The sequence below is a fragment of the Massiliimalia massiliensis genome (assembly GCF_900155615.1).
GTDB lineage: Bacteria > Bacillota > Clostridia > Oscillospirales > Ruminococcaceae > Massiliimalia > Massiliimalia massiliensis.
In genome coordinates this window covers 764,942-789,940 of record NZ_FUHT01000003.1, presented here as the reverse complement: position 1 = coordinate 789,940, position 24,999 = coordinate 764,942, and the positions used below count along the sequence as shown (strand labels likewise).

Annotated in this window: 16 protein-coding genes and 1 pseudogene; all 17 read right to left on the bottom strand. The window is 47.2% G+C overall.

Features of this window, described 5'->3' with window-relative positions:
- Positions 1 to 4: 4 nt before the first annotated feature.
- Positions 5 to 454: a GNAT family N-acetyltransferase gene (locus CZ360_RS07815; protein ID WP_407656962.1), complete on the bottom strand. Its 450-nt coding sequence runs from the start codon at positions 452 to 454 to the stop codon at positions 5 to 7.
- Complete coding sequence (gene uvrB / locus CZ360_RS07810) at positions 444 to 2,429, bottom strand: excinuclease ABC subunit UvrB (protein WP_077533590.1); 1,986 nt, start codon at positions 2,427 to 2,429, stop codon at positions 444 to 446. Before uvrB ends, CZ360_RS07815 begins: the two co-directional genes overlap by 11 nt.
- Before the next feature lie 276 nt (positions 2,430 to 2,705).
- The gene (locus CZ360_RS07805; protein WP_077533800.1) at positions 2,706 to 3,308 is read right to left on the bottom strand and encodes a GTP pyrophosphokinase; all 603 of its coding nucleotides are present in this window, start codon (positions 3,306 to 3,308) and stop codon (positions 2,706 to 2,708) included.
- A gap of 411 nt (positions 3,309 to 3,719) precedes the next feature.
- A complete protein-coding gene (locus CZ360_RS07795; protein WP_143530192.1) occupies positions 3,720 to 4,643 on the bottom strand; it encodes a phosphodiester glycosidase family protein in 924 nt (307 codons plus the stop codon).
- A gap of 7 nt (positions 4,644 to 4,650) precedes the next feature.
- Positions 4,651 to 5,733 carry a bifunctional glycosyltransferase family 2/GtrA family protein gene (locus tag CZ360_RS07790; RefSeq protein WP_077533587.1) on the bottom strand — a complete coding sequence of 361 codons (1,083 nt, stop codon included), beginning with the start codon at positions 5,731 to 5,733 and terminating at the stop codon, positions 4,651 to 4,653.
- Positions 5,734 to 5,814: 81 nt separating this feature from the next.
- Positions 5,815 to 7,398, bottom strand: coding sequence for a carbohydrate-binding domain-containing protein (locus CZ360_RS07785; protein WP_077533586.1), 1,584 nt, complete (start codon positions 7,396 to 7,398; stop codon positions 5,815 to 5,817).
- Between the two features lie 13 nt (positions 7,399 to 7,411).
- Positions 7,412 to 8,107 carry a DUF4956 domain-containing protein gene (locus tag CZ360_RS07780; protein WP_077533585.1) on the bottom strand — a complete coding sequence of 232 codons (696 nt, stop codon included), beginning with the start codon at positions 8,105 to 8,107 and terminating at the stop codon, positions 7,412 to 7,414.
- Positions 8,097 to 8,828 (bottom strand): polyphosphate polymerase domain-containing protein, encoded by a 732-nt coding sequence (locus CZ360_RS07775; RefSeq protein ID WP_077533584.1) that lies wholly within the window; start codon positions 8,826 to 8,828, stop codon positions 8,097 to 8,099. Before CZ360_RS07775 ends, CZ360_RS07780 begins: the two co-directional genes overlap by 11 nt.
- 28 nt (positions 8,829 to 8,856) lie before the next feature.
- Positions 8,857 to 9,825, bottom strand: coding sequence for a S1C family serine protease (locus tag CZ360_RS07770; RefSeq protein WP_077533583.1), 969 nt, complete (start codon positions 9,823 to 9,825; stop codon positions 8,857 to 8,859).
- Positions 9,826 to 10,026: 201 nt separating this feature from the next.
- Positions 10,027 to 11,274 carry a sensor histidine kinase gene (locus CZ360_RS07765; protein WP_077533582.1) on the bottom strand — a complete coding sequence of 416 codons (1,248 nt, stop codon included), beginning with the start codon at positions 11,272 to 11,274 and terminating at the stop codon, positions 10,027 to 10,029.
- Entirely contained in the window at positions 11,271 to 11,945 is a 675-nt protein-coding gene (locus CZ360_RS07760) for a response regulator transcription factor (RefSeq protein ID WP_077533581.1), read from the bottom strand. The genes CZ360_RS07765 and CZ360_RS07760 overlap by 4 nt, the downstream gene beginning before the upstream one ends.
- A 279-nt stretch (positions 11,946 to 12,224) precedes the next feature.
- Positions 12,225 to 12,376 (bottom strand): annotated as a pseudogene (locus CZ360_RS14255) (DEAD/DEAH box helicase family protein); the annotation flags it as partial.
- Positions 12,377 to 12,761: 385 nt separating this feature from the next.
- A complete protein-coding gene (locus CZ360_RS07755) occupies positions 12,762 to 17,402 on the bottom strand; it encodes a hybrid sensor histidine kinase/response regulator (protein ID WP_077533580.1) in 4,641 nt (1,546 codons plus the stop codon).
- A 103-nt stretch (positions 17,403 to 17,505) separates the two neighbouring features.
- A complete protein-coding gene (locus CZ360_RS07750) occupies positions 17,506 to 21,087 on the bottom strand; it encodes a response regulator (RefSeq protein WP_143530191.1) in 3,582 nt (1,193 codons plus the stop codon).
- A gap of 5 nt (positions 21,088 to 21,092) precedes the next feature.
- Positions 21,093 to 23,681 carry an EAL domain-containing protein gene (locus CZ360_RS07745; RefSeq protein ID WP_077533578.1) on the bottom strand — a complete coding sequence of 863 codons (2,589 nt, stop codon included), beginning with the start codon at positions 23,679 to 23,681 and terminating at the stop codon, positions 21,093 to 21,095.
- 125 nt (positions 23,682 to 23,806) lie between these two features.
- Positions 23,807 to 24,301 carry a GGDEF domain-containing protein gene (locus tag CZ360_RS14250; protein ID WP_229408016.1) on the bottom strand — a complete coding sequence of 165 codons (495 nt, stop codon included), beginning with the start codon at positions 24,299 to 24,301 and terminating at the stop codon, positions 23,807 to 23,809.
- Positions 24,286 to 24,804, bottom strand: a complete 519-nt coding sequence (locus tag CZ360_RS14245) for a nuclear transport factor 2 family protein (RefSeq protein WP_229408015.1) — start codon at positions 24,802 to 24,804, stop codon at positions 24,286 to 24,288. The genes CZ360_RS14250 and CZ360_RS14245 overlap by 16 nt, the downstream gene beginning before the upstream one ends.
- Positions 24,805 to 24,999 lie beyond the last annotated feature (195 nt).

Below are 24,999 nucleotides of genomic sequence, written 5' to 3'. Positions count from 1 at the left end.
CTGTTTAAAGCCACTGGATAAACGCTGTTTTATCTATCCGATTATAGCCTGACTGCTCATAAAAACGAAGAGTCGCTTTTTCCTTTGAGCCAGTCATCAGCATAATTTTATAGCACATATTTTCCTCTGCAGCTTTTTTGGCATGTGCTAATACTGCTGAAGCACAGCCTTTTTTACGGTATTCCTGGTCTGTAACTACATTTTCAATCAATGCATATGGTTGTTGGTTGTGGGTTAAGTTTGGAATCACCACCATCACACAAGACGAAATAACCTTTCCTGATTTCTCAATCAAAAAAATATGGTGCCGACGATCCTGTAGGATCTCATCCCACAGCTGCAGGAGAGACTGTTCTATCTCAGGAAGCGGGTTTTGATGCAGTTGGGTATAAAGCTTCAATAAACCATTCAAATCCTGTCTTTCCGCTTCCCGGACAATCCAGTTATTTTCCATCTGTCAGCTCCTTGATCTTATCTCGGATCTGCGCCGCATATTCGAATTCAAGCAGCTTTGCCGCTTCCTTCATCTCTGCATTCAGCCGCTTGATCATCGCCTGTTTCTCGCGGTCGTTCATCCGTTTCTTCAGCTTTCGGACGTCTGTCTCTTCGTCCTTCTTGGATATTTCAATAATCTCCCGAACATCCTTGCGGATCGTTTTCGGGGTGATCCCGTGTTCCTCGTTGTACTTCATCTGGATGGTGCGGCGCCGCTGGGTCTCCGTCAGGGCGCGTTCCATAGACGGGGTGACACTGTCAGCATACATGATGACCTGTCCCTCCGCATTTCGTGCCGCACGCCCAATCGTCTGAACCAGGGAGGTCTCGCTTCTGAGGAAGCCTTCCTTATCCGCGTCCAAAATACAGACCAAAGATACCTCCGGGATGTCCAGCCCTTCCCGCAGCAGGTTGATTCCGACTAAGACATCAAACTCGCCCAGCCGCAGGTCGCGGATAATTTCCATCCGTTCGATGGTATCCACGTCATGGTGCATATACCGCACCTTGATATCAAGGTTGTCCAGATACGCAGTCAAATCCTCTGCCATCTTCTTGGTTAACGTGGTAATCAGCACCCGTTCCTTCCTTGCCGTCCTGATATTGATTTCGCTGACAATATCCTCGATCTGCCCTTCTACCGGCTTTACGATCACTTCCGGATCAAGCAGCCCGGTCGGACGGATAACCTGTTCTACAATCTGGGTACTGAGTTCCTTTTCATATGCGCCCGGCGTTGCCGAAACAAAGACAATCTGATTCAGCTTTCCATAAAATTCCTCATAATTCAGAGGACGGTTATCAAACGCGGACGGAAGGCGGAACCCATAATCTATTAAGGTTTTTTTCCGCGCAAAATCCCCGTGGTACATCCCGCGTACCTGGGGGATTGTAACATGGGATTCATCCACAAACAGCAGAAAATCATCCGGAAAATAGTCCAGCAAAGTAAACGGCGTACTGCCCGGCTCCCTGCCGGAAAGCACCCGGGAATAGTTCTCGATTCCTTTGCAGAATCCAATCTCCGAAAGCATTTCAATATCATATTTGGTGCGCTGCTCGATTCGCTGTGCTTCCAGGTACATTTCATTATCCTTAAAATATTTTACACGCTCCAGCATCTCGTTTTCAATGTCCTGCAGTCCTCTGCGCAGCTTTTCCTCCGGCACAATATAGTGGGAGGCCGGATAGATGGCAGCATGGGAAACAACTGCCTTGACCTCCCCGGTCAGAGTATTGATCTCCGAAATCCGGTCGACTTCATCACCAAAAAATTCCACCCGGATTGCGTTGTCCCCGGAGTAGGCCGGAAAAATTTCTACGACGTCTCCCCTTACCCGGAACTTATTCCGAACGAAGTTAACGTCGTTGCGTTCATACTGAATCTCCACCAGCTTGCGGATCAAATCGTCCCGCGCCTTTTCCATTCCTGTCCGGAGCGAAATAACCATGTTGCGGTAGTCAATCGGGTCGCCCAAAGAATAGATGCAGGATACGCTGGCTACAATGATTACATCCCGCCGTTCACTCAACGCGGAGGTAGCGGAATGGCGGAGCTTATCAATCTCGTCATTAATGGCGCTGTCCTTTTCAATATAGGTATCAGTATTCGGGATATATGCTTCCGGCTGATAATAATCGTAATAACTAACAAAATATTCGACCGCATTCTCAGGAAAAAACTCCTTAAACTCACTGCAAAGCTGAGCGGCTAACGTCTTATTATGTGCAAGCACCAAGGTTGGTCGGTTCATCTGCGCGATAATATTGGCCATAGTAAAGGTTTTCCCAGAGCCCGTAACCCCCAGCAGGGTTTGTTCCTTATCTCCTCTTTTGATTCCCTTCACCAGCTTGGCGATCGCCTCCGGCTGATCTCCCGTAGGCTTGTAGGGGGAAACTAATTTGAATAGCTCCCGCTCATTTTTCTCACTCATAATACGAATCCTCATTTATTACGATTTCTATCAGCCACATTTTTACACGAATTCAGCATGAATCTTCGGACTGATCATAAGCTTACACGAATTTGCTCACCAAAAGCAAGAACGAACAAATGTTTTATTTTATTCTACCTCTTTCGAAACGCTTTGTCAATGTTTTAGTATACCACAAAACCCCATATTTTTCAATTCTTCAACATACAACTAATGCGTCATCTGATCCACTTTTCGCCCTCAATATTTAATAAGCAAGATATTGAGGTTGTTTTTTTAATTCCATTGATCGTTAAGAATCAGGTCTCGTAAAGTCTGCATCGAAATATCCACCGAAGCAATCTCGTCCGCACAGCGTTTTAATTCACCGCGAATCGTTTTTTCGTGCTCAATGTTTTTCTTATACTTCATCTGATGTTCTAAGGCTGCCCAAAAATCAATGGCAATCGTCCGCAATTGTATCTCTGCCATAAATTTTTGATTGGATACTGAAGGGAAAGATAAAACCAAATGCAGGCTGCGATACCCATTGGGCTTCGGGTAGGCAATGTAATCTTTCGTTTCAATAATCTCAAATTCAGGGCATGTCCTTAACCAACTGGCAATTTTATAGACATCATCTAAAAAAGAGCACACGATCCGCATTCCAACAGCATCATGTATCATTTCAAGGGCGGTAACCCCATCCGCCGGAATTTTCCGGCGTTCCAGCTTTCGTATCATGCTTTCCGGTTCCTTGATTCTGGTTTTACAATACAAAACCGGCTCTACCCCATTTGGATAACTTTGCGTTGGATATTTGCGAATAATATCCAGTAAAACTTGCTCTACACGCTTCAGGCCGTCAAGCTGACACCCATAGTATTCTTCATAAGTCAAGATTATCATTCCCTATTTTTTTACATTTTATTTCTTTTTCCTCTGATACATACAATATAGAAAACTATTCCCGCTAAGACGAATGCAGTTCCAATCCACCAGTAAATTTTAACAAGATGGTTAGTTGTTCCATAAATCTCCAGTGCCCCCTGAAACAGACTGCCTGTTGTCAGCGCCGCTATGCCAGAGTGGTACAAATTACAAGACGCCCTGTTCGGTATAGGCATTCTGCAAAAAGCGATTCCGAAAAAAGGCAGCATGCCGCCAACTAAAGGAAATACAAACGCATAGAGCATATAATAGGAATATACCTCATGGCTGAAATGCTCGTAGACAGCGCCAAACAGGATACAGAACAAAGAAACAAACAAATAGACAAATCCCGTCTTTGCCGCGCTTCTATCGGAGTGGTTAGTAACCGATATAGACAATGTCGCTCACGCTCCTTTCCTTGATGCTTCGTCCGTTGGTAGTCGGGTTGTTGATGATTTGACCGTTAAAATACATGGTAGAGGAACCCCCGCCGTCCAGATTGTAGGCGGTCACGACGCCAAGCTCTTTCATAAATTCCGCCAATTGCGCCAGGGACAGGCCGGCGCTTTCATCCGTTCTTCCGTCGGAGACTACAAACACATAGTGGAGATCATCAATGAGGCCAACAGCGGTACGGGGATTACTTGTTTTGGCTTTTCCGACTTCATCATTTTCTGAAACAACCACTGTTCCATCTTCTATCAAGGCAGAGCCAAACGATAAGATCTGCTGCGCGCCGTTCGCAAGGAGTTCCTCGGCAGTAATATCCGTTTCGTTAATAACAGCGAAACTTCCGTCATCGTAGATCACCAGATCTTCTTGACCAGCCGCAGCAGTGCTTCTGTAGAGAACTCCGTTGCGGAGAACATATCCATCTTCCTGTGCGCCGTAATAATCTCCGTTAATAGCCAGAATCGCGCCTGCGCTTTCCGCAATCTCGGAAGTCTTTTCCGTCACATTGCGTCCATAAGCGTTTTTTGCAAATGCGGTCTGAAGGTATTCCGGAGAGGACAGCACAATATCCGCAACAAAAATTGAGGTATCGTATTCCCGGTATTCCGTAATTGTAATTTCAATATTTTCATCGCGGTAGAAAGTTTCGGACAGCACAGCCTCCGTATCGGAACCCGTTTCATTGCTCTGTTCCGTATCGGCTGCGGCAGTGCTCTCTCTTCCGCTTTCTGTTTCGGTCACCACCGTATATGCCCTGGAGATCACAAACGTATCCATAGCAAGGTAGACCGTAAAGGCAGCCAGAAACAGGCTATAGACAATGGCCCACCAGTGTCGCCGTATGAACATTTGAATTTCATCCCTCTTCTTTAAAATTTTTCTGAGATTTTCCTGCGTTTTTCCCTTCCCGGAAAATAACCCTCCGCTGAACCAGCCAGCTGATCAGAAAGAAAAACAGTTCTGTGGCAAGTTTAGCCGCATACCGGTTTATCCCCAGGCAATCCGCAAGAAGCCCCAGAACAAAGGTGTTGCCAGCCAAAATCATACCTGCCAATACAGCATACTGAACAGCAGAGCGGACAACATGCGCTTTGCTCTGGAACACCAGCTTGCGGTTGATGGTATAATTCACGCATGCGCTCATAATCCGTGCACCGATATTCGATAGTACAAGTCTCTGGATACTCCCTAGCCCGAATGTCCATAGGGTGAGAAGACTGTATAATCCATAATCCACCAAAAAACTGATGAGAGAAGCCGCTGAAAACTTCAGGATTTCTTTATACACACGACAGGAATCCCTCACTGTATCAAAATGCGAAGAGGCATTTCCGTCGATATAAATCGTATCGATCTCCTCCTCCAGGATCGGAATGCCGGCCCGTGAGCAGGTCAGCAGCACATTCATTTCGTACTCGTACCGTTCCCCGGAAATGGTGAGAAACTGCGGGATCAGCTTCGCGCAAAAAGCGCGAAGGCCGGTTTGCGTGTCCCATACCTTTTGTCTGGTTGAAATAAAATAAACAAATCTGGTCACTGTATTTCCGAACCGGCTTCTGAAGGGAACATTTTCCTTTAGTTTTCTGCTGCCCAGCACCAGCGCATCCGGATTGTCCTGCGCAATCCGGCAAATTCTTTTGGCGTCCTCAACGCAGTGTTGCCCGTCAGCATCCATGGTAACAATGATGCACTCCGCAGGATAATAATTCTGAATAAAAGAAAGCCCCGTCTTAATGGCTCGCCCTTTGCCCTTATTCTGTGCATGACGGAGCACAGTTCCATATTGGGCAGCGGATTGGAACACCTTTTTGAAATTTTCGTCACTGCCGTCATCGACAACAACGATTTGAAACCCACCGTTTTTTGCCTCTTTCAGAAGCGGAATGAGTTGTTCTGCCGGCTGATATGCCGGAATCAAAGCGATCCATAAAGGCTGCATATTTTGACCTCCCTTCGCCCATTTCTTAATTTAACAATGACAGCTCCTGCCCAAAATATATGTCCGGACAGGAGCTGTCATTTAAAATCCGCCGCGGCCCCGGCCCATTCCGCCTTGCTCTGGCGTACCGCCGCCCATCTGGCCCGGATTGTTTTCTGAGCCGTCGTTGGTGGTAACATCGCCGCCGTTATTGGCGTAGGTTCCGTCACAGTCCAGAGCTGTATTGCCATTGCCGTTGCAGGTAAGGTTCAAGGTACCGCCATTGATAGTCAAAGCGCCGTTGGAATCAATGCAGTCGCCGGTAGAAACGATTTCAAAATTCCCATCGTTAATGGTAATAAAGCTGTCAGACGAAGCAGAGAACTGCTCCTGTCCGGGACGCGCACCGCCAAATCCGGAGCTGTCTGTGCCGCCGGCAGAATTAAGGCCATCGTCCACAGAAGTAATGTCAAAGGTTCCGTCATCAATGGTAATTGACAAGCCTTCAATTCCCTCGTAGCAGTAGCTTATGGTAAAAGTACCGCTCTGAATGGTAACACCAGCGTCCGAATGTATGGCGTCGTCACCGCTGCTCAGTTCGAATTGACCGTCTGAAATGAGAATATCACCGCCTGCGTGAATGGAATCGTCCACCGTATCTGTCACAAAGCTTCCGCCTGTGATTGTGACAGCGCCATCAGCCTTGATTCCTTTCTGGCTGGCCGAGTCTTCCTCTGTCGTAGTGGTTTCACTCTGGGAACCGCCTCGCTGTCCAAAATCCATGGTATCCGTAGTCATCGTGGCACTGGCGCTTCCCTCCCCTGTAGTAACAGTAAAGGTACCGCCCTCTATCTGCAGATAAGCGCTGGCGCTCATGCCGTCGCCTTCCGCCGTAATGGTAAAGGTTCCGCCTGAAATATAGAGAAATCCCAGACTGGCATCGTCTGTGTTCTCCGCGTGGATTCCGTCCTTTCCAGATGTAATCGTGTATGTCCCGTTGGCGATCCGAACACTGTCCTTACCGGAAAGGCCCTGGCTTGCCGCCGTAATAGTATAGGCGCCGCTGGTAAGAACCAGATCGTCTTTGGAAACAACGCCATGGCCTGCGGCAGCGTTGATGGTCAGTGTTCCTGCGCCGTTTAAGGTCAGATCAGATTTGGAAAAAATTACTGCGTCGATGTTATTGTCATCGATGGCCACATATTCCCCGCCGTTAGCTAAACTGTTCTCTGAGCCGGACGCAGTAGTGATAAATACCTTATCTGCCTCCAAAACATAGATAGCTGCTGAATCAGAACTTGTAATTTCTACATTATCCAGCACGAGCTGAATTTTGTCCGTATCCTCGGCGCTGACCACAATCATGCCGTCATTCAATGTTCCGGAAAGGATGTAGGTACCCTCATCCGTAATGGTAACCGTACTTCCGGAAATCTGAACGGCGTCCGAATCGCTGGAAGCGCTGCCGCCCGAAAGGGTGATCTGTGTGCTGGTTTCCTCATCATAACCAATTTCCAAGTCTCTATCCGTAAACATTTCCGATGAAATTGCTGTTGACACTGCTTCAGTTTGGCTTTCTTCAGAGGATCCGTTTTCAGATTCTGTAACAGTAACACCTGCGAAACTGCATGCAGAAAGTGAAGGAATAACCATGAGAAGCAACAATAAGATTGCTATCTTTTTCATATAGACACCTCCTTTATAATTCACCGATTGGCGTTTCCTGTTTGGAGATAGTAATCTCCAAATTCCCGTTGCGGCAGCGAAGTCTGTCGATCAATTCTTTTTCTTTTGCCGTGGTTTTCAGTGTAAGGTTATAGGTGAGGCGGAACAGGCTTCCCATGTTTGTGGTTTTTACCATTGTCAGTTCACAGGCAGACGCATATTCTTTCAGAATCGGTTCGAAAACATCTGTGTAATCCAGATCCTCCGGAATGGTAATGTGAAGGGTTTTATACAGTGCAGTTTTCTTTTTTGCTCCAAAATCCAAACGGTTATACAGAGCGCTGGCAAGGCCGAGGAGGATTGTACACAGAAACGCATAGCCGAGGTATCCCATGCCAATAACCAATCCGGTACCCATGGCAAGAAAAATTGCTCCGATTTCCTTTGCAGAACCGGGTACGGATCGAAAGCGAACCAGACTGAATGCTCCGGCAACCGCGACGCCGGTACCCACATTCCCATTCACCATCATAATTACCACGCAGACCACTGCGGGTAGAAGCGCAAGCGTTGCGACAAAGCTTTTGGTATATCTGGTTCTGTACATATAGAAGACAGCCAATATCAGCCCTGCAACCAATGCGCTGACAACGCAAAGAAGAAAATCGGTGAAAGGAATGACACTGGTCATTTCTGTGTCAAACAATCCTTGAAACAAATTAGCAAACATGACAACTCCTCCTTGAATCTTCCATTGCGGGCCTTATCATCATGCGCCGATATGCCAGCCCATATTTTGAAAACGATGTACGGAAAACCCTGAGCTGATTTAATTCATGGCTCATCCAAAGCGGGAGTCCTCCTGCCGTTTTAATTTCCATCAGCGTTTGTCCTTTTTCAAGCAGCGGCGTCCCATACGTCTCGCTGCCAAGAGATAGATCCTCTTCGCGATAGAGGATATTCTCATCGAATGTCACACGGAAATCGCTGCCATCCAGCGCATAGAAAGCCTCCCGCTCATACGACAGAAACACCGTTGGACGCAGACCTTCGTAGTAGGAGCGGAAATACTCGATTTCATCCGCTATTTGAGAACGGACAGGAAGGGGAGAACCGTTTTGGAAACTTTCTCTGACCTGTATTTCCGGCAGAGTCAGCCGACGCTTATAGACCACTGACTTGTATTTCTTTTTCAGTTCCACAAATACCGGATCGTACGGCGCCGCAGTCTGATAGCTGCGGATCCGCAGCTTCTCTTTATATGCCGGTTTTTCCAGAGAGCGCCGAATCAGACGGTAGGTATCCGTATCATAATAGACATTTCGGATCGTAGTGCGTCCATAGCTGTCAAGTTTCATATAGGGCTTCATTGCCAGTAAAATCGCGCCTTTTTGCCGAGGCGTAAGCAAGTATTTGATTTCATATCGCTTGAATGTTGCTTGATATGCCATTCTTCTGCTCCTTTCTTTATTTATGCGTTCAGTCCATCAAAGCTTCGATCAGATCCAGCACCTGGGAAATAGGGATGGCATACCCCATGCCCTCAACCTCCGTAGAAGAAACCTTGGCCGTATTGATCCCGATCAGTTCGCCGTTCATATTGAGCAAGGCTCCGCCGCTATTGCCGGGATTGATGGCTGCATCTGTCTGAATATAGGTAGAGGAACCGGTATCTGTGCTGACAGCCCGATCCAGTGCACTGACGATGCCTGTAGTTACGGATTGACCGTACCCAAGAGCATTTCCAATCGCGACAACCTGTTCCCCAACTGCCAATTCGTCCGAATCTCCAATTGAAACAATGGAAATCTGGGAAAGCGTGTCTGAAGACAATGTGTCAACCGAAACCTTCAGCAGCGCAATATCCATGGATTCATCATAGCCGCACAGCTGTGCTTCATAGGTTTCGTCGTCCACAAACGTTACTGATAATGTTGTCGCATCTTCCACCACATGATAATTGGTAACCATGTAAAGCTCCGAATCACCGGAATAGACAATCACGCCCGAACCACAGCTGGTGGTTTCCTGCAGCTGCGTTTGGCCCCGCCCGTTTCGCCCAAATTGTCCAAAATAGTTTTGCACCTCCTGGACGGAGATGTTAGTCACCGAGACCACTGAGGAAAGTCCCTGGACTGCAACTCCGCTTACATCCAAAGACTGGCTGGTCGTCTCAGATATATAGGACAATGCAGAAAGCGAAACAGCACTGTCCTGTTCGGCCGTCTGGTTTTCAGCCACGGCTGATTCCGTATAACCAAGCAGCGCGTTTACTCCATAAAAGCTTCCGCCGGCAAGTCCGCCGAAAATTACGGCGCTCAAAACAAACGCGGCAGATTTTCTGAAGATTCCGCCTTTTCTTTGCTTTCTTTTCGTGGGAATCGGAGATCCCGATTGTTCAAATTCTGACATATGGTCCATGGGTCTGTATTTCTGTTCGTTATACATAACCTGCACTCCTTTCATACGTTCACCCGTTTTTTGTACGGAAAATCTTTTTGTTATGTTCAAAGTATACTGTTCGATATTTAGATGAACTTAAAACAGAAACTTAATTCAACTTAAAATCTATTTTTCGGTTATAAAATTGTACAAAAAAAGCGCTATTCACCAAAGAATAGCGCTTTTTCTCAGCGATTTATTTTTTGTTCAGCTCATAGGAAACGTAACCATAATCAGCAAAGATTTTCCGTCTTGTGTGCTTGCCGTAATCTTTCCCTTATGCGTATTAACAATGGCCGACGCGATAGAAAGCCCAAGTCCATAACCGCCGGTCTGGGAATTGTGCGATTTGTCTGCGCGGTAAAAGCGGTCAAATAAATGCATCAGATCCTCTCTGGAAATGGATTCCACTGTATTAAATACACCCAGGTGAATCATATTTTTTTGCTTTTTCAGGGAAAGCTCAATTTCCCCTCTATCATCAGAATACTTCACCGCGTTGTCCAGCAGGATGGTAATCAGCTGCCGTATGGCTTTTTCATCCCCAGTCATCGAAAGCATAGGCTCGATCTGCCCTGAAATCATTTTGTTATGCGTTTTTGCAAGCGCCTGAAATGTTTCTAATACTTCCTCTGCCAGATCAGAAATGGGAAATTCAATTTTTTCCACCTGGGGCTGTTCTTCCATACGTGACAGAAGAATCAGGCTGTTAGTCAACTGAGTCAACCGCTTGGTCTGACTTTTTATATCGTGAAGCCACTCATTTTCCCCGATGTCCATTTCCAGTACCTCTGCATCTGCATCTATGATGGTCAACGGCGTCTTCAGCTCATGTCCAGCGTCGGTAATGAATTGCTTTTGCTTTTCATAGTTTTCTGAAAAAGGTTTCACAATTCGGCCGGAAAGAACAATCAGCAATAGCAGCACAGCCAATAAACCGATCAGGCCAACGCTTGCGCCTGTAACTAAAAAGGTTCGGAAAGAACCCATTTCCCGTCCGTAATCAAGAAAAATAATATGGACTTCATGTTCCGATGTATATATGGTGTATCGATAATCTCCTACAAATCCCCGTGAAGGTCCGTCTCCGAAAACCGACTGAGCGTATTCAATAGCCGTTTGTGTATCTACCGCCGCAATCTTCCCTGTATTCACAGACACAATCGTTCCGTCCTCGGTAAGGAATACCGAAAAATATCTGGATTCATAGGGCAGTTCAGGAGAAGAGCGGCGGTCACCTTTCGGCAGATCATCTGACAGGAAAAAATCATCTTTCAGATGTTCACCAACCGGAAAATTCCCGTCGTTTTCCTCCAAAATAGCTAAAATACTGTCAGCATCCGCCAAAATTTTTCTGTAATTCAAAACGCCTACGACCCCAAAAATAATCGTCAGCACCAGCAGCAACGACAACATGGAGGCGAGAATCAATTTAACGCGCAGTTTGCGTATCATACTATTTCCTCCAATGTATATCCGGCATTCCGCATGGCTTTAATCTGGATATCCGCATGCAAAGCAGCCAGCTTTTTACGCAGATAGGAAATGTATACCCACACCACATTGATCTCTGCTTCGCTGTCGTACCCCCAAATTTTTTCCATAAACCGTTCAGAAGAAATCAGGTTTTTGGGGTTACTCATCAGCATTTCCATCATCTGAAATTCTTTATTTGCCAACCGGTAGCTTCCCGATGCGGTAGAAAGTTCATACGTTGCACGGTCCAAAGTGACATTTCCAATTTTCAATTGGGAATTCGCCTGAACCGCCTGTGTTCGTGTCATTGCCCGAATACGAGCCAGCAATTCTCTTGAATTGAAGGGCTTTGTAAGATAGTCATTTGCACCGGCATCCAAACCAATAACCTTATCGTCCACCTCGGATTTTGCAGTCAAAAGCAATACCGGAATCAGATTTCCTTTCTTTCGAATCTCCTTCAGTACTGTGATGCCGTCCACCTTTGGCATCATAATATCCAGAATAACGCCATCATAATTATCCGCCTCTAAATACTCCAGCGCTTCTTGGCCATCATAGGCTGCATCGACAGAATAATTATTTCTTTCCAAAATGGCGTTCAGTGCCTTTGACAATGCTTTTTCATCCTCGGCCAGTAACAGTCTCATATTGCACACTCCTCTTTGCCTCTTAATCATTTTGGAGAAAAACAGTTCATCTTTATATTATTATAGCATAAACGCTGTAGCTTAAATAGAAATAAAAATCTCAAATTATATCTCAATGAAAACGTCGCTGCGAATACTCCCCTGTATGGCATAGCTTAACCGGCTATTCAAGCGTATTTATGAGGAGAACGCGGGCGGAAAAGTATCCAACAGCAGATTACAAATGCTATCTGATGATTACGGACAGGAGCAGGAAACACAGGCAGAAAATATTGACAGGTTCATCTGCGCGATAATATTGGCCATAGTAAAGGTTTTCCCAGAACCCGTCACCCCCAGCAGGGTTTGTTCCTTATCTCCCCGCTTTACGCCTTCGGTCAGCTTGGCTATTCGGCAGGCTGATAATTTGATACTAATTTAAAGTGATCCATAATGTATAAACACATCCCTGTTTGACCGACAAGCCCTCGCCGGCCGATTTGAATAACGTACAGTACAGATATTCCGTATCCTGTTGCAGGCATCAATATTTTCTAGTATTTTTTGCTTAATCCGTCGTGTTATTTGTGGTGAGAACAAGAATTTCAGAAATCATCTTGCCGTTACATAATACCATATTTTTACGAGTTTTCCGAAAGATCAATAACAAACGTTTCTGCTTGTTCGTAGATTTTTCTTTGCTGTTTAGGTTGATTCTATTTCTCCGCCCGAGGTAGGATAAACGAAAAAACGGATCCACATTCTCTCTGTTTTACACTGCTTTGCGATGATGATATAAAAGGCGGGGACTTGTTCATCCCCGCCTTTTATATCGCGTCACTTTTTCACTCCGGTCAGCACTTTCTCCAGCGTATCCCAAAGCATATTAAGATCAATCGGCTTCGCCACATGCGCGATCATGCCCGCCTCCAAAGAGGCCTGGATGTCCTCGGAAAAGGCATTGGCTGTCATCGCAACAATCGGTATCCTGCCTGCATCCGGACGGCTCATTCCCCGTATTGCACGGGTCGCCTCATATCCGTTCATCTCCGGCATCTGGATATCCATCAGAACCGCGTCATAGGTTCCGGGCTGCGCGCTGCGAAATTCCTCGACTGCCTGAAGGCCATCCGTTTTAACTACTGTTTCTCCTCCATACATGGTAAGCAATTCACAGAGGATTTCCGCATTAATCGCGTTGTCCTCCGCAATCAGGAAGCGGCGCCCCTTCAGGCTTTTTTCCTTTACCGGGCTTATAGTTCCAGATTCCTTTTGGCGGTCTGTTGGAAGCGCCTGGGCGGTTTCACATTCAAGCTCCACAGAGAATACCGAGCCTTGCCCCACTTGGCTGCGGACAGTGATATTGCCGTTCATCAGGTCAACCAACCCTTTGGTAATACTGAGTCCCAGGCCAGTTCCTTCAATCCGGGCAGCGGCGCGGCTGCGTGAAAAGGGTTCAAAAATATGAGATATAAATTCTTCCGGCATTCCCATTCCCGTATCGCTGATCGTAAACCGGTATCTCACCCGGTTTTCAGCTCTCGGCAGCTGAATTTCTTCCGCCAGGAAACTGACTTTGCCGCCTTCCGGCGTGAATTTAATCGCATTGCTCAACAGGTTGATCAGGATTTGGCTGATGCGCAGAGAATCACCATAAAATGCCTCGTGGCAAATTTCTTTTACCTGGATGGAAAACTCCAGTCCAGCCGCCCTAGCCTGCGGCCCCATAATTGCAGATATCTGTTCGATCATCTCTGGCAGCGACAGTCTGATATGGTTCAGTGTGATTTTAGAACGTTCGATTTTACTCATATCTAGGATATCGTTGATAAGACTGAGCAGATGCTTAGAGGAAAGAGAGATTTTTTGCAGGCAATCCCCTACTCTCTCCCGGTCGTCCAGGTGAGCAGCCGCCAATGCAGTCATTCCCATGATCGCATTCATCGGCGTGCGGATATCGTGGCTCATAGCAGACATGAAATCGCTTTTTGCCTGATTGGCGTCCTCCGCCAAAGCCAGCGCTTCCTCCAGCGCTTGTTTTGTCTGCCGCTCTGCGGCGATCATATCAGTCACATCCGCCCGTACCAAGCAGACAGTTCGATGGGCATCATCTCCCCACAGCACATTGATCTGTTTATACCGCAGCTCTTCTCCTGAACGATACGGCAAAACAAAGTCATAGCCAGACGGCCTTTCTCTAAGACGCTGCAGAATAGCGTTAATTTTAAACTGCCGCTCCGCCTGTTCCTGATCAGCCTCCAGATGATAGTTCCCAACAAAATGCCCTACCGAGTCATTATAGTTCTTTACAATATACGGAGGCAAATTTTCCAAAACAATCTGACGGGTATACATCGTAAAGGTATTATCTCTAACATTAATAAAACCCATCAATTCAAAAGTATAGGACATCATATTCAGAAGACCCTGCTGCTCCCGGACAGAATCTGTAATATCCGTCCGGGAAAGGCAAACCCGCCCTAAACGCAGGTCTATTGCGAATACGGTCATATTTTTCGTCCAGATATCACCATTATCGTCTACAATCGAATAGGAAAAGGCATAGGAGCTTTCCTTCCGCAAGCGCTCCAGCATTTGGTCAGGCTCCAGTCCTTTTTGATACTGTTCCCTGTCCTTTGGTACAATTCTGGATTCCAGAGCTGTCTGAACCCATTCAGAGTGCCGGCCATGCCGCGGGGGTACATGGCAGATATTCTGATTACAGGAAATAACCGTATAGGTATCCTTCGCCAAGTCGACATCCACCACAAAGTCATTACCCTTGAAGGACAACTGATGCAGGATTCTCTCAGAAATGATCTGTTCCGTCACATCCGTAATCGTCAGAATTCCGGTCACATCGCCGCTTTTCGGCGTGGAAATCATATTCATCTTCACCTGAACATATCGGCCGCGAGGGTCTTTCGGAAGCTTTACAAAGCACCTGAGAACCTGCTCGGTATCACCTCTGTCGAAAGCGGCATGCGCCGGTTCGTTGAGATAAATGCTCAGAAACTCCTGCCGCTCCGTCTCGTCGACAATAAAGCTCGATATCCCGGTAAAGAAATCATTTCTCACCCACCCGAAGCTCTGCAAAAGGTCAGAATCTGTATGGTCAATAATTTCCAGGATGATATTCTGCGTGATATTGCAGTGGCCGATAATCAGCGCATTGGGTTCTGGTACACGATAATGCTGAATAATCAGGTCATTATACTGCTGCTCAACCCGCTCCTGTTCCTCCCGTTCCCGGGTCATATCATGATAGAAGGCATAAACCCGGCTCTCGCCGTCTTCATTCTGAATCAGGGAAAGGGTATTTTTCACCCAAAAGTATCCGCCGCCGCCTTTCTTGAGCCGGTATACAATCTCCCAATGATTTTCTTGACTGGCGATGTAGGCGTCCATCTGCTCGCGCACAAATTGCCAATCGTCCGGATGCACCCCAGCCATCGCGTCCTGCTTATAGAGTGCCCAAGCCTCCTCATAGGTCATGCCAGTCATAGCGGCAAATCCGTCAGAAAGGAACTCCGGCGCCATGCTGCCGTCCTGCTCATACCGGACTACAGCAACACCGCCCGGCAGATTCTTTACAACAGTTTCAAAATACTGCTCCAGCCGTTCCTTTTCCTTCCGGATTTCTACTTCTTTCGTAATATCCCGGACATATTTGACATAAGATGGAATCCCATTCCAATCTGTTTGCCGGAAACGGGTGCCGAAATACCGCCCGGTGCCTTTCATCGGCATTTCATGCTCCTGTCCATCCGCCGGATGAGTTTTCAGAGTACAAAACTCACAGGGGGAGTCCTTTCCGTGCAGCGCAGTATAGCACTTTTTTCCAATACAGTTTTCATCTTTGAAAAAAAGACCCTTGGATTCATTAACATAAAGCAGGTCATAATTCTTCCTGTCAATCACATAAATTCCGTCCGCGGTTTCGTTTGCAATACTCTGGAACAGCCGGGTCTCCGCCGACATACCGGTAAAGACAGCATAAAACCGGGTTTTTTCAGAAAGCGGGCCCATGCGCCGCCCATTTAAGTGAATCCAGACCAAATTTCCGTCTTTATGGCGTATCCGGTAAGACACATCCAGCACACTTCCACTGCTGACTGCAGCCTTAGCCGCGGCCAGCACTCTGTCCCGGTCCAGCTCATAGATCATATCAAGGGCATTGTACCGTACTAAATTGTCAAATTCCTCCCTGCTATGGCCGGAAAGCGCCATCACGCCATCCGAATAGAAGGTAGGAATGAACCGGTCACCTTCTATCAGATAGCTGGCGATCCCGCCAGGAATCGAATTGACAAGATGATCCATTTCCAGCCGCGCTTCTTTGAGATCAGAAATATTGTAAAACACACAGTGAAGCAGCGGTAAACCGTTTTCCTCCCCGAGCCAGCGCATTTGTACGCGTACCCAAACGATATGCCCATCCCGATGCTGCTTACGAAACTCAAACACAGCAGCTTCATGAGTTTCAATGACACCCTTTGCCTGTTCCACAACCATATCGGTATCTTCCCAATAGGTCATCTCGGCTGCATCCCGCTTGATCAGCTCGTTATATTCTTCGGCTGTATATCCGGATAATTCCGGCACGCCGTCAGAGAAATAGACCGTTTCAAAGATATCGGATACCTTATAGATTGCAACGCCGCCGGGAATTGAATTGATAATATCCTGCATCGTTTCATTAGCGCCGGCCAATTCCTTTTCCAAATATATTTGTTCGCTTACGTCAGTATAAACAGCGTAGAGGAGCTTGGCGCCATCCTCCCGGCTTTTGGCAGAACACTCCAGCCTGATCCATCGGTATTCGTTCTTGTCGTCATTCCAAAAGCGGTAAGTCTGCTGCAAAAGGCCGTCCCGCCGGATAAATCCCTTTACATTTGCTTTCATTGAAACAAGATCATCCGGGTGGACTCCCAGAAAGCTCGTTTCCTGCTCCAACAATCGGATATGCTCGGCAGAATACCCCATAATACGATAGAAAGCCGGATTATGGAAAATAGGAGAAAGCTTCTCCCCGTCAAATTGATAAACGCACAACCCGCAGGGAAGATTGCTAAAGGTTGCCTCAAGCTGTTCTTTTACTGTCTTTTCCTGATCCTGCCGCCATTTTTCTTCCGTGATATCCAAAATATATTCAATATGCGCCAGCGTTCCTGCCCAATCAATCAGCTTTCCATTGAGCTGAAAGGTTCGCTGAAGCTTGGGATGATAAAATTCCCGGACAGACAAATCTGTTTTACTCATCTCTCCGGTACGGCAAAACGGGCATGGCGCATCAAAGCCCGCGGCGCGGTAACAAGCGAGCCCAGGCGAATCCATCTGGCACAAAAACAAGCTTCTAGCAGCCCGGTTTGCATAGAGCAGTTCAAAGGTTTCAGCCGCACTAACATAAACCGCTACAGGCGCATTGTCCAGCACCGCCAGCATTTGATCCATGGACAGCGGGTGATCCAAATTCATGTCCGACCTCCTAATATCCGTTTTTAGGATTATTACATTTTCTGGAATTTAATCCAGTTTGCCGGGCAGTTTCTGTCACACAACGTCTCAATCTACCCGTAAATTATTCTTCTTTTCTGTAAATAAAATCGTAAAGCACCTGGAACAGCCGTTCCGGCTCAATTGGTTTTGCCAGATGGGCGTTCATTCCGGCAGCTTTGCTCTTTTCGATATCGTCATCAAATGCGTTAGCCGTCATCGCAATAATTGGAATTTTTCTTGCATCAGAATTGCTCAGATGGCGAATATTATTAGCCGCAGATAAGCCATCCATGATGGGCATCCGGATATCCATCAGGATAGCGTCATAATATCCTGATTCGGATTTTCCATAAAGCTCCATGGCACGCAGGCCGTTTTCTGCGACGTCTACGACAAATCCTCTTCCTTGCAGAAGCATAACCGCCACTTCAGTGTTAATGATGTTATCCTCTGCCAGAAGGATGCGTTTTCCAGTGAAATCGTAATCGGAGTTCCTGGCCTGTTCTTTCTGTTCTTCCTTTTCTCCCAGGGCTTTCGTAAATGCGGAAACCAGCGAGGACTTAAACATAGGCTTGCTCATTAGAAGGTTTACGCCTGCAAGCTTCGCCTCATGCTCAATCGAAATCCAGTCATAGGCGGTCATAATGATAATTGTCACCTCAGGCCCTACGATATCCCGAATCCTGCGCGCGGTTTCAATCCCGTCCATTCCCGGCATCTTCCAGTCGATCAGGATCATATCAAAATATTTGCCGATATCCCAGAGTATTTGAACCCGCTCGATTGCCTTGCGCCCGCTGTCTACCCATTCAGCGGTAACTCCGATTTCTTTTAGTGTGACAACCGCACTTTCGCAGACAGCTACATCGTCATCCACAACCAATGTTTTCAAATGCGAGAAATGCAGATTCTGCTTTTTCTGGTTATGGCGCAGCTTTTCTTCTGTGATACCCAGCTTTACATCTATTGTAAATTCAGTGCCAATTCCCTTAATAGAGCGTACAGTAATTTTTCCATCCATCATATCGACAATATTTTTGGAAATGGCCAACCCCAGCCCGGTTCCTCCATACAGGGAGGTTGTTCCGGTAGACTCCTGAGAGAAGGGCTCGAAAATATGCGGAAGGAAATCATCGCTCATTCCAACGCCCGTATCATTGACAATAAAACGCAGCTCGGCGTCGTTTTTCGTCCTTCTCCGCTGTTCGGCAGAAATGACTTTACCGCCTTCTCCGGTAAATTTGATTGCATTGCTCAGGATATTAATCAGCACCTGCTGCAATTTCATGGCATCGCCGATATAGTAATCATCCAGCACTGGATCAATAATACACTCATAGTCAATCCCCTTGGACTCTGCCTGTGAATAGCAGATGGAATTGATCCCTACCAGGAAATCCTCGGTAGGAATTTTTTCATTTTTGAGCAGCATCTTTCCGCTTTCAATCCGGCTCATATCGAGGATGTCGTTAATCAGGGACAGAAGAAAACGGGATGAAATGCCAATTTTAGACAGACAATCCGCTACCTGCTCCTCGTCTCCGACCGCCTGGGAAGCAATGGTGCTCATACCAATAATCGCATTCATCGGAGTACGGATTTCATGGCTCATGCGGGACAGGAAATCGCTCTTTGCCGCATTGGCCTGCTCTGCGGCTACCAATGCAGCCGCCAGTTCTTCCTTCTGCCTCTGTTCCTGCCGGACAACATCGGTCACATCTGTACGTGTCATGCATACCCGGCCGAGCTCCCGGCTGATATAGAACACCTGGAAGCGTTTAACCCGGACATTCCCTTCATCATCGATCATTTCGACAATAAAGGAATAGAACGGTTTCTCGGCCAACTGTTTTTTCATAAAATCAAAGTCAAAATTCTCGAGATATTTCCTGCGGGCCTCTTCCTCCATATAACGATTGGAAAGCCGGCGAATTTCTTGCTGGAAATCCCCCTCACGCAGTATCATTTTCTTCTGTTTTTCATGAAACGAGATCAAACGGTGCTTTCCGCTGCAAAGATCAACTTCGGTGATCACATCATAATCCAGGTGGGCTATTTGACTAAGCAACAGCTCCTGTAGCTTCTGTTCCGTAATATCAAAGGTATAGAAAAAAATCACGATATCGCCGGATTCTGGGTTTAGGCAGGCGCGCAGGCTTGTGCTGCCCCAGAAAACGCCTCCGCCGTTCCGCCTGCGCAGAAAATCAAAATGATAGTCTACTTTCCCCGCGGCATAATCCTCTATCACCTTTTGCCGGTCAAGAGAACGGCGTATTTCCTCTCCGTAAGCAGTATCAACGGCAGAAGCGGCAAGATTCTCTATCGTTTTCTCATAGGTATCCCCGACCATGGCGACTGCCACATCCGAGGTTGCGATATAGCTTTCCACCCGGTTGGTTGAGATATTCAGGCGTCCCTGGATACTGCCGTCAGAGGCCGACACCTCCGCAAAATAGATCAGTTCCTTTTCATATAGCTCCCTAACCCGTTCCTGAAGCTGCTTTTCTTCTGTAATATCCACAAATACACAGTAAAAGTACCTCTGCCCGTCCTCTTCTGTGAAAAGCTGGGCTTTAATGGAGACCCATTTTATCTTCCCGTTTTTACAGATCAAACGGTTTTCGTTATGTATGGTATTGTCATGCTGAAGCTGTGCATTCAGCTTCTCCGCCATGATTTTTAGGTCGTCCGGATAGATCACGGCAGACATTTTATTTCCCATCGCCTCAAATTCAGCTCTTGTATATCCAAGAAAATCGAAGAGCCCGTCATTCGCGCTGATCATGGAAAAGTCTGCATCAAACCGGCACCGGAATACAGCGCCCGGAATGTTATTATATAGGTGCAGCACCTCGTCCTGCGCCTGTTTTTGGGCGGTAATATCGATGCAAACTGATGCAATCGCCTGCCTGCCGTCCTCTGCTGTCACCGGCCTGCCCAGATCATGAACCCAGATATAGGTACCGTCCTTTTTCTTCATACGGTATTCTACCACATACTCTCCATGATCCTTAAGCTGCTTCGCTACCGCCAGATCCACGATCCGCCGGTCATCCGGATGCATGCAGTTGGAGATCTTTCCGTCAATATCCGAAACGAATTCCTCTTCATCCTCGTATCCGAGGTATTGAAGCATTTGACGGTTAATGAAATAATAAGGAAAATCCTCTTCTATATATCCTCCCATCATACCGCCTGGCAGGGAATCGTTTAATAGTTCCTGACGCTGCCTTGCAATCTGCTCCATCACCAGAGTCCAGGGATAGTGTTCCCCCTGCCGTTGGCTGTTTCCCGGCTCAGCGTAATGGAGGCTTTTGATCCGCCATTTCCCCTGCACGAGAACCAATGTATAAAACCCGCGCAGATGCCAGGTGTACATCGTATTTTTCAGTGATAATTCAGAGGACAGGCTGCAGATTTCATCGGAGATCTTCTGTTCATGAATGATGCTGCAGGTAAAGGTAAAGGGTTCAGGAATCTCTTTGATATCTGTACGGATATAATCCTCCATTTCCTCCAGCCCCTGGGCAAATTCATCTTTTCCGGTTCCGACAAACGCCACATCCTCGGTAAAAAACGCCAGCGTTCCCACAGCGTCACGTTGGGCAAACCATGCCGCACAAAAATCCAGCAGCGTTTCTGAAGCCGACCTTTGAACTTTCATATTTTTCATCCTTCCCACAGACAGCACCCGCCTTTATTCTGAGCCTTCGCACGGTAAAGCGCAGCGTCTGCGCGCTCAAAAACCTCTTCGAGCGGCTCCTCATAATCCCACAGCACAATTCCGGCCGAAGCAGCGGCTGGAATGCTTTCCACAAAACAGCTTTCCCGGATCGCACGGCAAATTTCTTCACCCTTCTTGCAAGCGATCTGGGCTGATCCCATCTGTTTCATCACAACGGCGAACTCGTCCCCGCCGTACCGGCAGACGAAGTCGGTAGCCCTGGTATAGGAACGCAGCAGGTCGCTAAACATTTTGATAAACCGGTCGCCTCCGGCATGCCCATAGGTATCGTTAACCTGCTTCAGGTTATCCAAGTCAAGCAAAAAAAATGCAGCCGGCATGTCCTCTTTTCGGAGCGACTCAAGCGCATATTTCAGCCCTCTGCGGTTTAAAAGTCCGGTCAGGTAATCTTGATAAGCCTCATCACGAAGCACCTTTTCCCGATTCCAGGAAGCGTTCAGTCCCTTTGTCCGCTGTACCCGTCTGAGAAGGCTTCCCATCCGGTGCGGCTTTGCTGCGTAATCATCAGCCCCCATATTCAGCGCCCTTTCCTCCAGCGCTTCGTCTATCGGCCCGGTAGCAATAACTGGAATATTCCAAATCGTCTTTTCACGCTGGAGTAGCTCTAGAATAGAAAAGCCTTCCCGCTCGGGCAGAGTTAGACTAAGGATGATCGCAGCCAGCTTTTGCTCATATCTCGCAACACGCGCCAGCGCCGAATTAATATCCGGCAGTTCTACTACCTGATACTGGTTTTTAAATGCCTTTCGCACATCACTTCGGTACTCCGCGTCCTCATCAACCACTAAAAGAAGCTGTTCAGCTTCTTTTCTTCTGCGAATAGCCGTATTTTCCTCTTCTCTTTTTTCGGCAACGCCATGTTCTCTGATCAGGCTTTCAAATTCTGAAAGAGGCATAGGCTTTGCAAAATAGTACCCTTGTACATAATCGCACCCGATTTCCCGCAGCCGTACAAGCTGTTCTTTCGTTTCTACACCCTCAGCGACAACACTCAGGTTCATCCATCGGGCAAGACCCATGATAAAGCGGAGAATTCCCTGGTTAACCGGCTTGGCAGTCTCGCTCTGGATGAATTTCATATCCAGCTTCAGGATATCAAGCGGCATCTTGTTGAGCATATTCAACGAGGAATAGCCGCTGCCAAAGTCGTCCATTTCGATGACAAAGCCCAGCTCTCTCAGATGGGTAACCGTGTTGATAATCTGTTCCGGGTTTTCCGTATAAGCGCTTTCCGTAATTTCCAGATGGAGCCGGGAAGGAGAAAGCCCATATTGAGTCACAGTTTTCATCAGGATCTCAGCAATATCCGCATTATAAATGTCTGCCCGGGAAACGTTGACAGAAACCGGCACAGCCGGATATCCCTTCTTTTCCCATTCCTGCAATACGGCGCAGGTCTTTTCCCAGACAAATTGGTCAAGTCTGGTGATAAAGCCGTTTTTTTCAAATAACGGAATAAAAACCGCCGGTGATTGGAGTCCCCATTCCGGATGGTTCCACCGCACCAGTGCTTCCGCCCCGGCGAGTCTGTCATCCCTGATCCGGTATTTCGGCTGGAGATAAACTTCAAACTGCCCCTGCATCAAGGCGGCTTCCATCCCGTCTGTAATCGCCTGCTCCCGCAGCAGCTTGTCACGCAGCGTATCGTCATACATTGCGAAATATTTTCCATACTGCCCTTTGATGCTGCGCGCCGCAAGAAGCGCGCGGTCACACATCTGTTCCACTGAAACGCCGTGGCTGACGACAGCGTAGATTCCCCATTTCATTGTCACATTCTTGGCGCTGGAAAACTCGTTGATTTCCAGACTGCTCGCTGCAAACAGATCGTCCGTATAACTCGACTGCCGTTCTACCAGGCAGACGAACTGATCCGCATGAAAACGTCCGCAGATTCCATGCTTTCCCACATGCCTGGTATACATATCCGCAATTCCGCAAAGCAGCCGATTTCCGGCGGAAACTCCGAAAATATCGTTTACCAGCTTAAAATTTTCTATGTCAGAGCAGATAATGTCATAGTCCTTGCCGGGATTCTGCAAAAGGGTCTCCCTCACGCGCTGATAAAAGAACTCCTTATTATACAGCCCGGTCAGCCGGTCATACTGGATCTGATTGATCATGGCGGCTGTTTCCCTCAGGTTAATCATTCCAGCCACACGGTGCAAAATCACCTGCGGCTTATAGGGTTTTGTCACAAAATCTGTAGCGCCATGGGACAGGGCTGTCACCTCGTCTGACTCCCCGTCCTTCTGAGTCGTAACAATTACAGGAATGGAGGCATAAGCCGGGTCTGCCTTCATATGGGATAAAAAGGTATACCCATCCATGACGGGCATCACAATGTCCAGCAGGATCAGCGCTATCTCTTCCTTATGCTCTTTTAATAAGGAAAGGGCTTCCAGCCCGTTTTCCGCTTCCAACACCTGGTATTCGGCGGATAAAATGCCGCACAGCATCATCCGGTTAATCTGGTTGTCTTCCACAACCAGTATTTTTTTCTGTAGTACCATTGTTAAAAACCTCTATCCTGTGTTATCGCGCTGTTGATAAGTTGTGGTGTTACACCGTTTCTCCGCGTTAGCAGAAAAAGATCGGAAACATTCTTTTCCTTCGCAGCAAGCTCGTATCAGGGTTCTTAGTTTTCCTTCCTCGCAGCCCAGCAGAAACAGCCCTTTCCCTGTGATTTTGCATGGTAGAGTGCTTCGTCAGCCCTCTGATAGAGGGAAGCAAAATCCTCGCCGGTTCTGCAGCCGGAGGCAATCCCAGCCGAACAGCTAACCAGTACTCCAAGCCTTTGAGTCAGCTCCCGGCAGCCCTCTGCAATAGCGGCGTAGCGTTCTTCCGCTTCCTCTCTGCTCTGAAGGCTGCTATCCCAGACGGCAAATTCGTCCCCGCCCATACGGCCCAAAATCGCGGAAGGGTCTGAAACAGTTTTCAGCAGGCGCGCAAACTCCTGGATCACCTGATCTCCGGCCAAATGGCCCATAGAATCGTTGACATCTTTAAAGCCATCCAGGTCTAAAATAAAAAAGTAACCGGCCTCTTCTTTAATCGCCTGGGTAATATGCCATTCCATATATACCCGGTTATAAAGCTCAGTAAGGTGGTCTAGCTCTACCCGGCGCTCCAAGATTTTGTTCTTTTTAATCGCTTCATTTGCAAGTGAGGCCAAGGATTTCGGGTAATACTCGTCTCCCCCTGATCCAGGTAAGGCATGGAATGATGGATACTGCAAATTTCCACCTGCTCGCCCAAATCGCGGCAGACAATGGTAAACCGGCTGCCCTCCATATCCACCAAAACCGCCTTGCCGGGCATTACCTTTTCCCTCACCCAGATGCTTCCAAACACTACACAAATATCGTCACTGATCTTTAACGCGTCGTACCATTCGTCCTGGAATTCAAACTGGATATCCCGTGCCTCAATCTGATCTGAACTCATTCCCGTAAGAAACTCATTTAAATTTTTATAGAACTCATGCCGTCCTGTTCCAATCATTAGCAGATTTTCCGGCATCGTTTTAAACGCGTGTTCCAGCCGGGCAGGTTCAGGATTTACGATATACATGTGCCAAAGCTGTTTTACCTTTTCCATTGCTCTGATCTGAAAATCGGAATAGTTTTGTTTCATTTTGATATCCTTCCTGCGGCTAATTGCGCACTATATAAAAACACCTTTCCCGTATAGCCGGATTTTAAAACATCAACGGATCATGTCCCAATCTGAAATCATACGGGGAGACAATTTTATTATTTATATATAGTCTTAATTATACCTAAATTGTCACTAAATAGCAAGCTTCAGCAAAAGAATAAGCGATAAAAT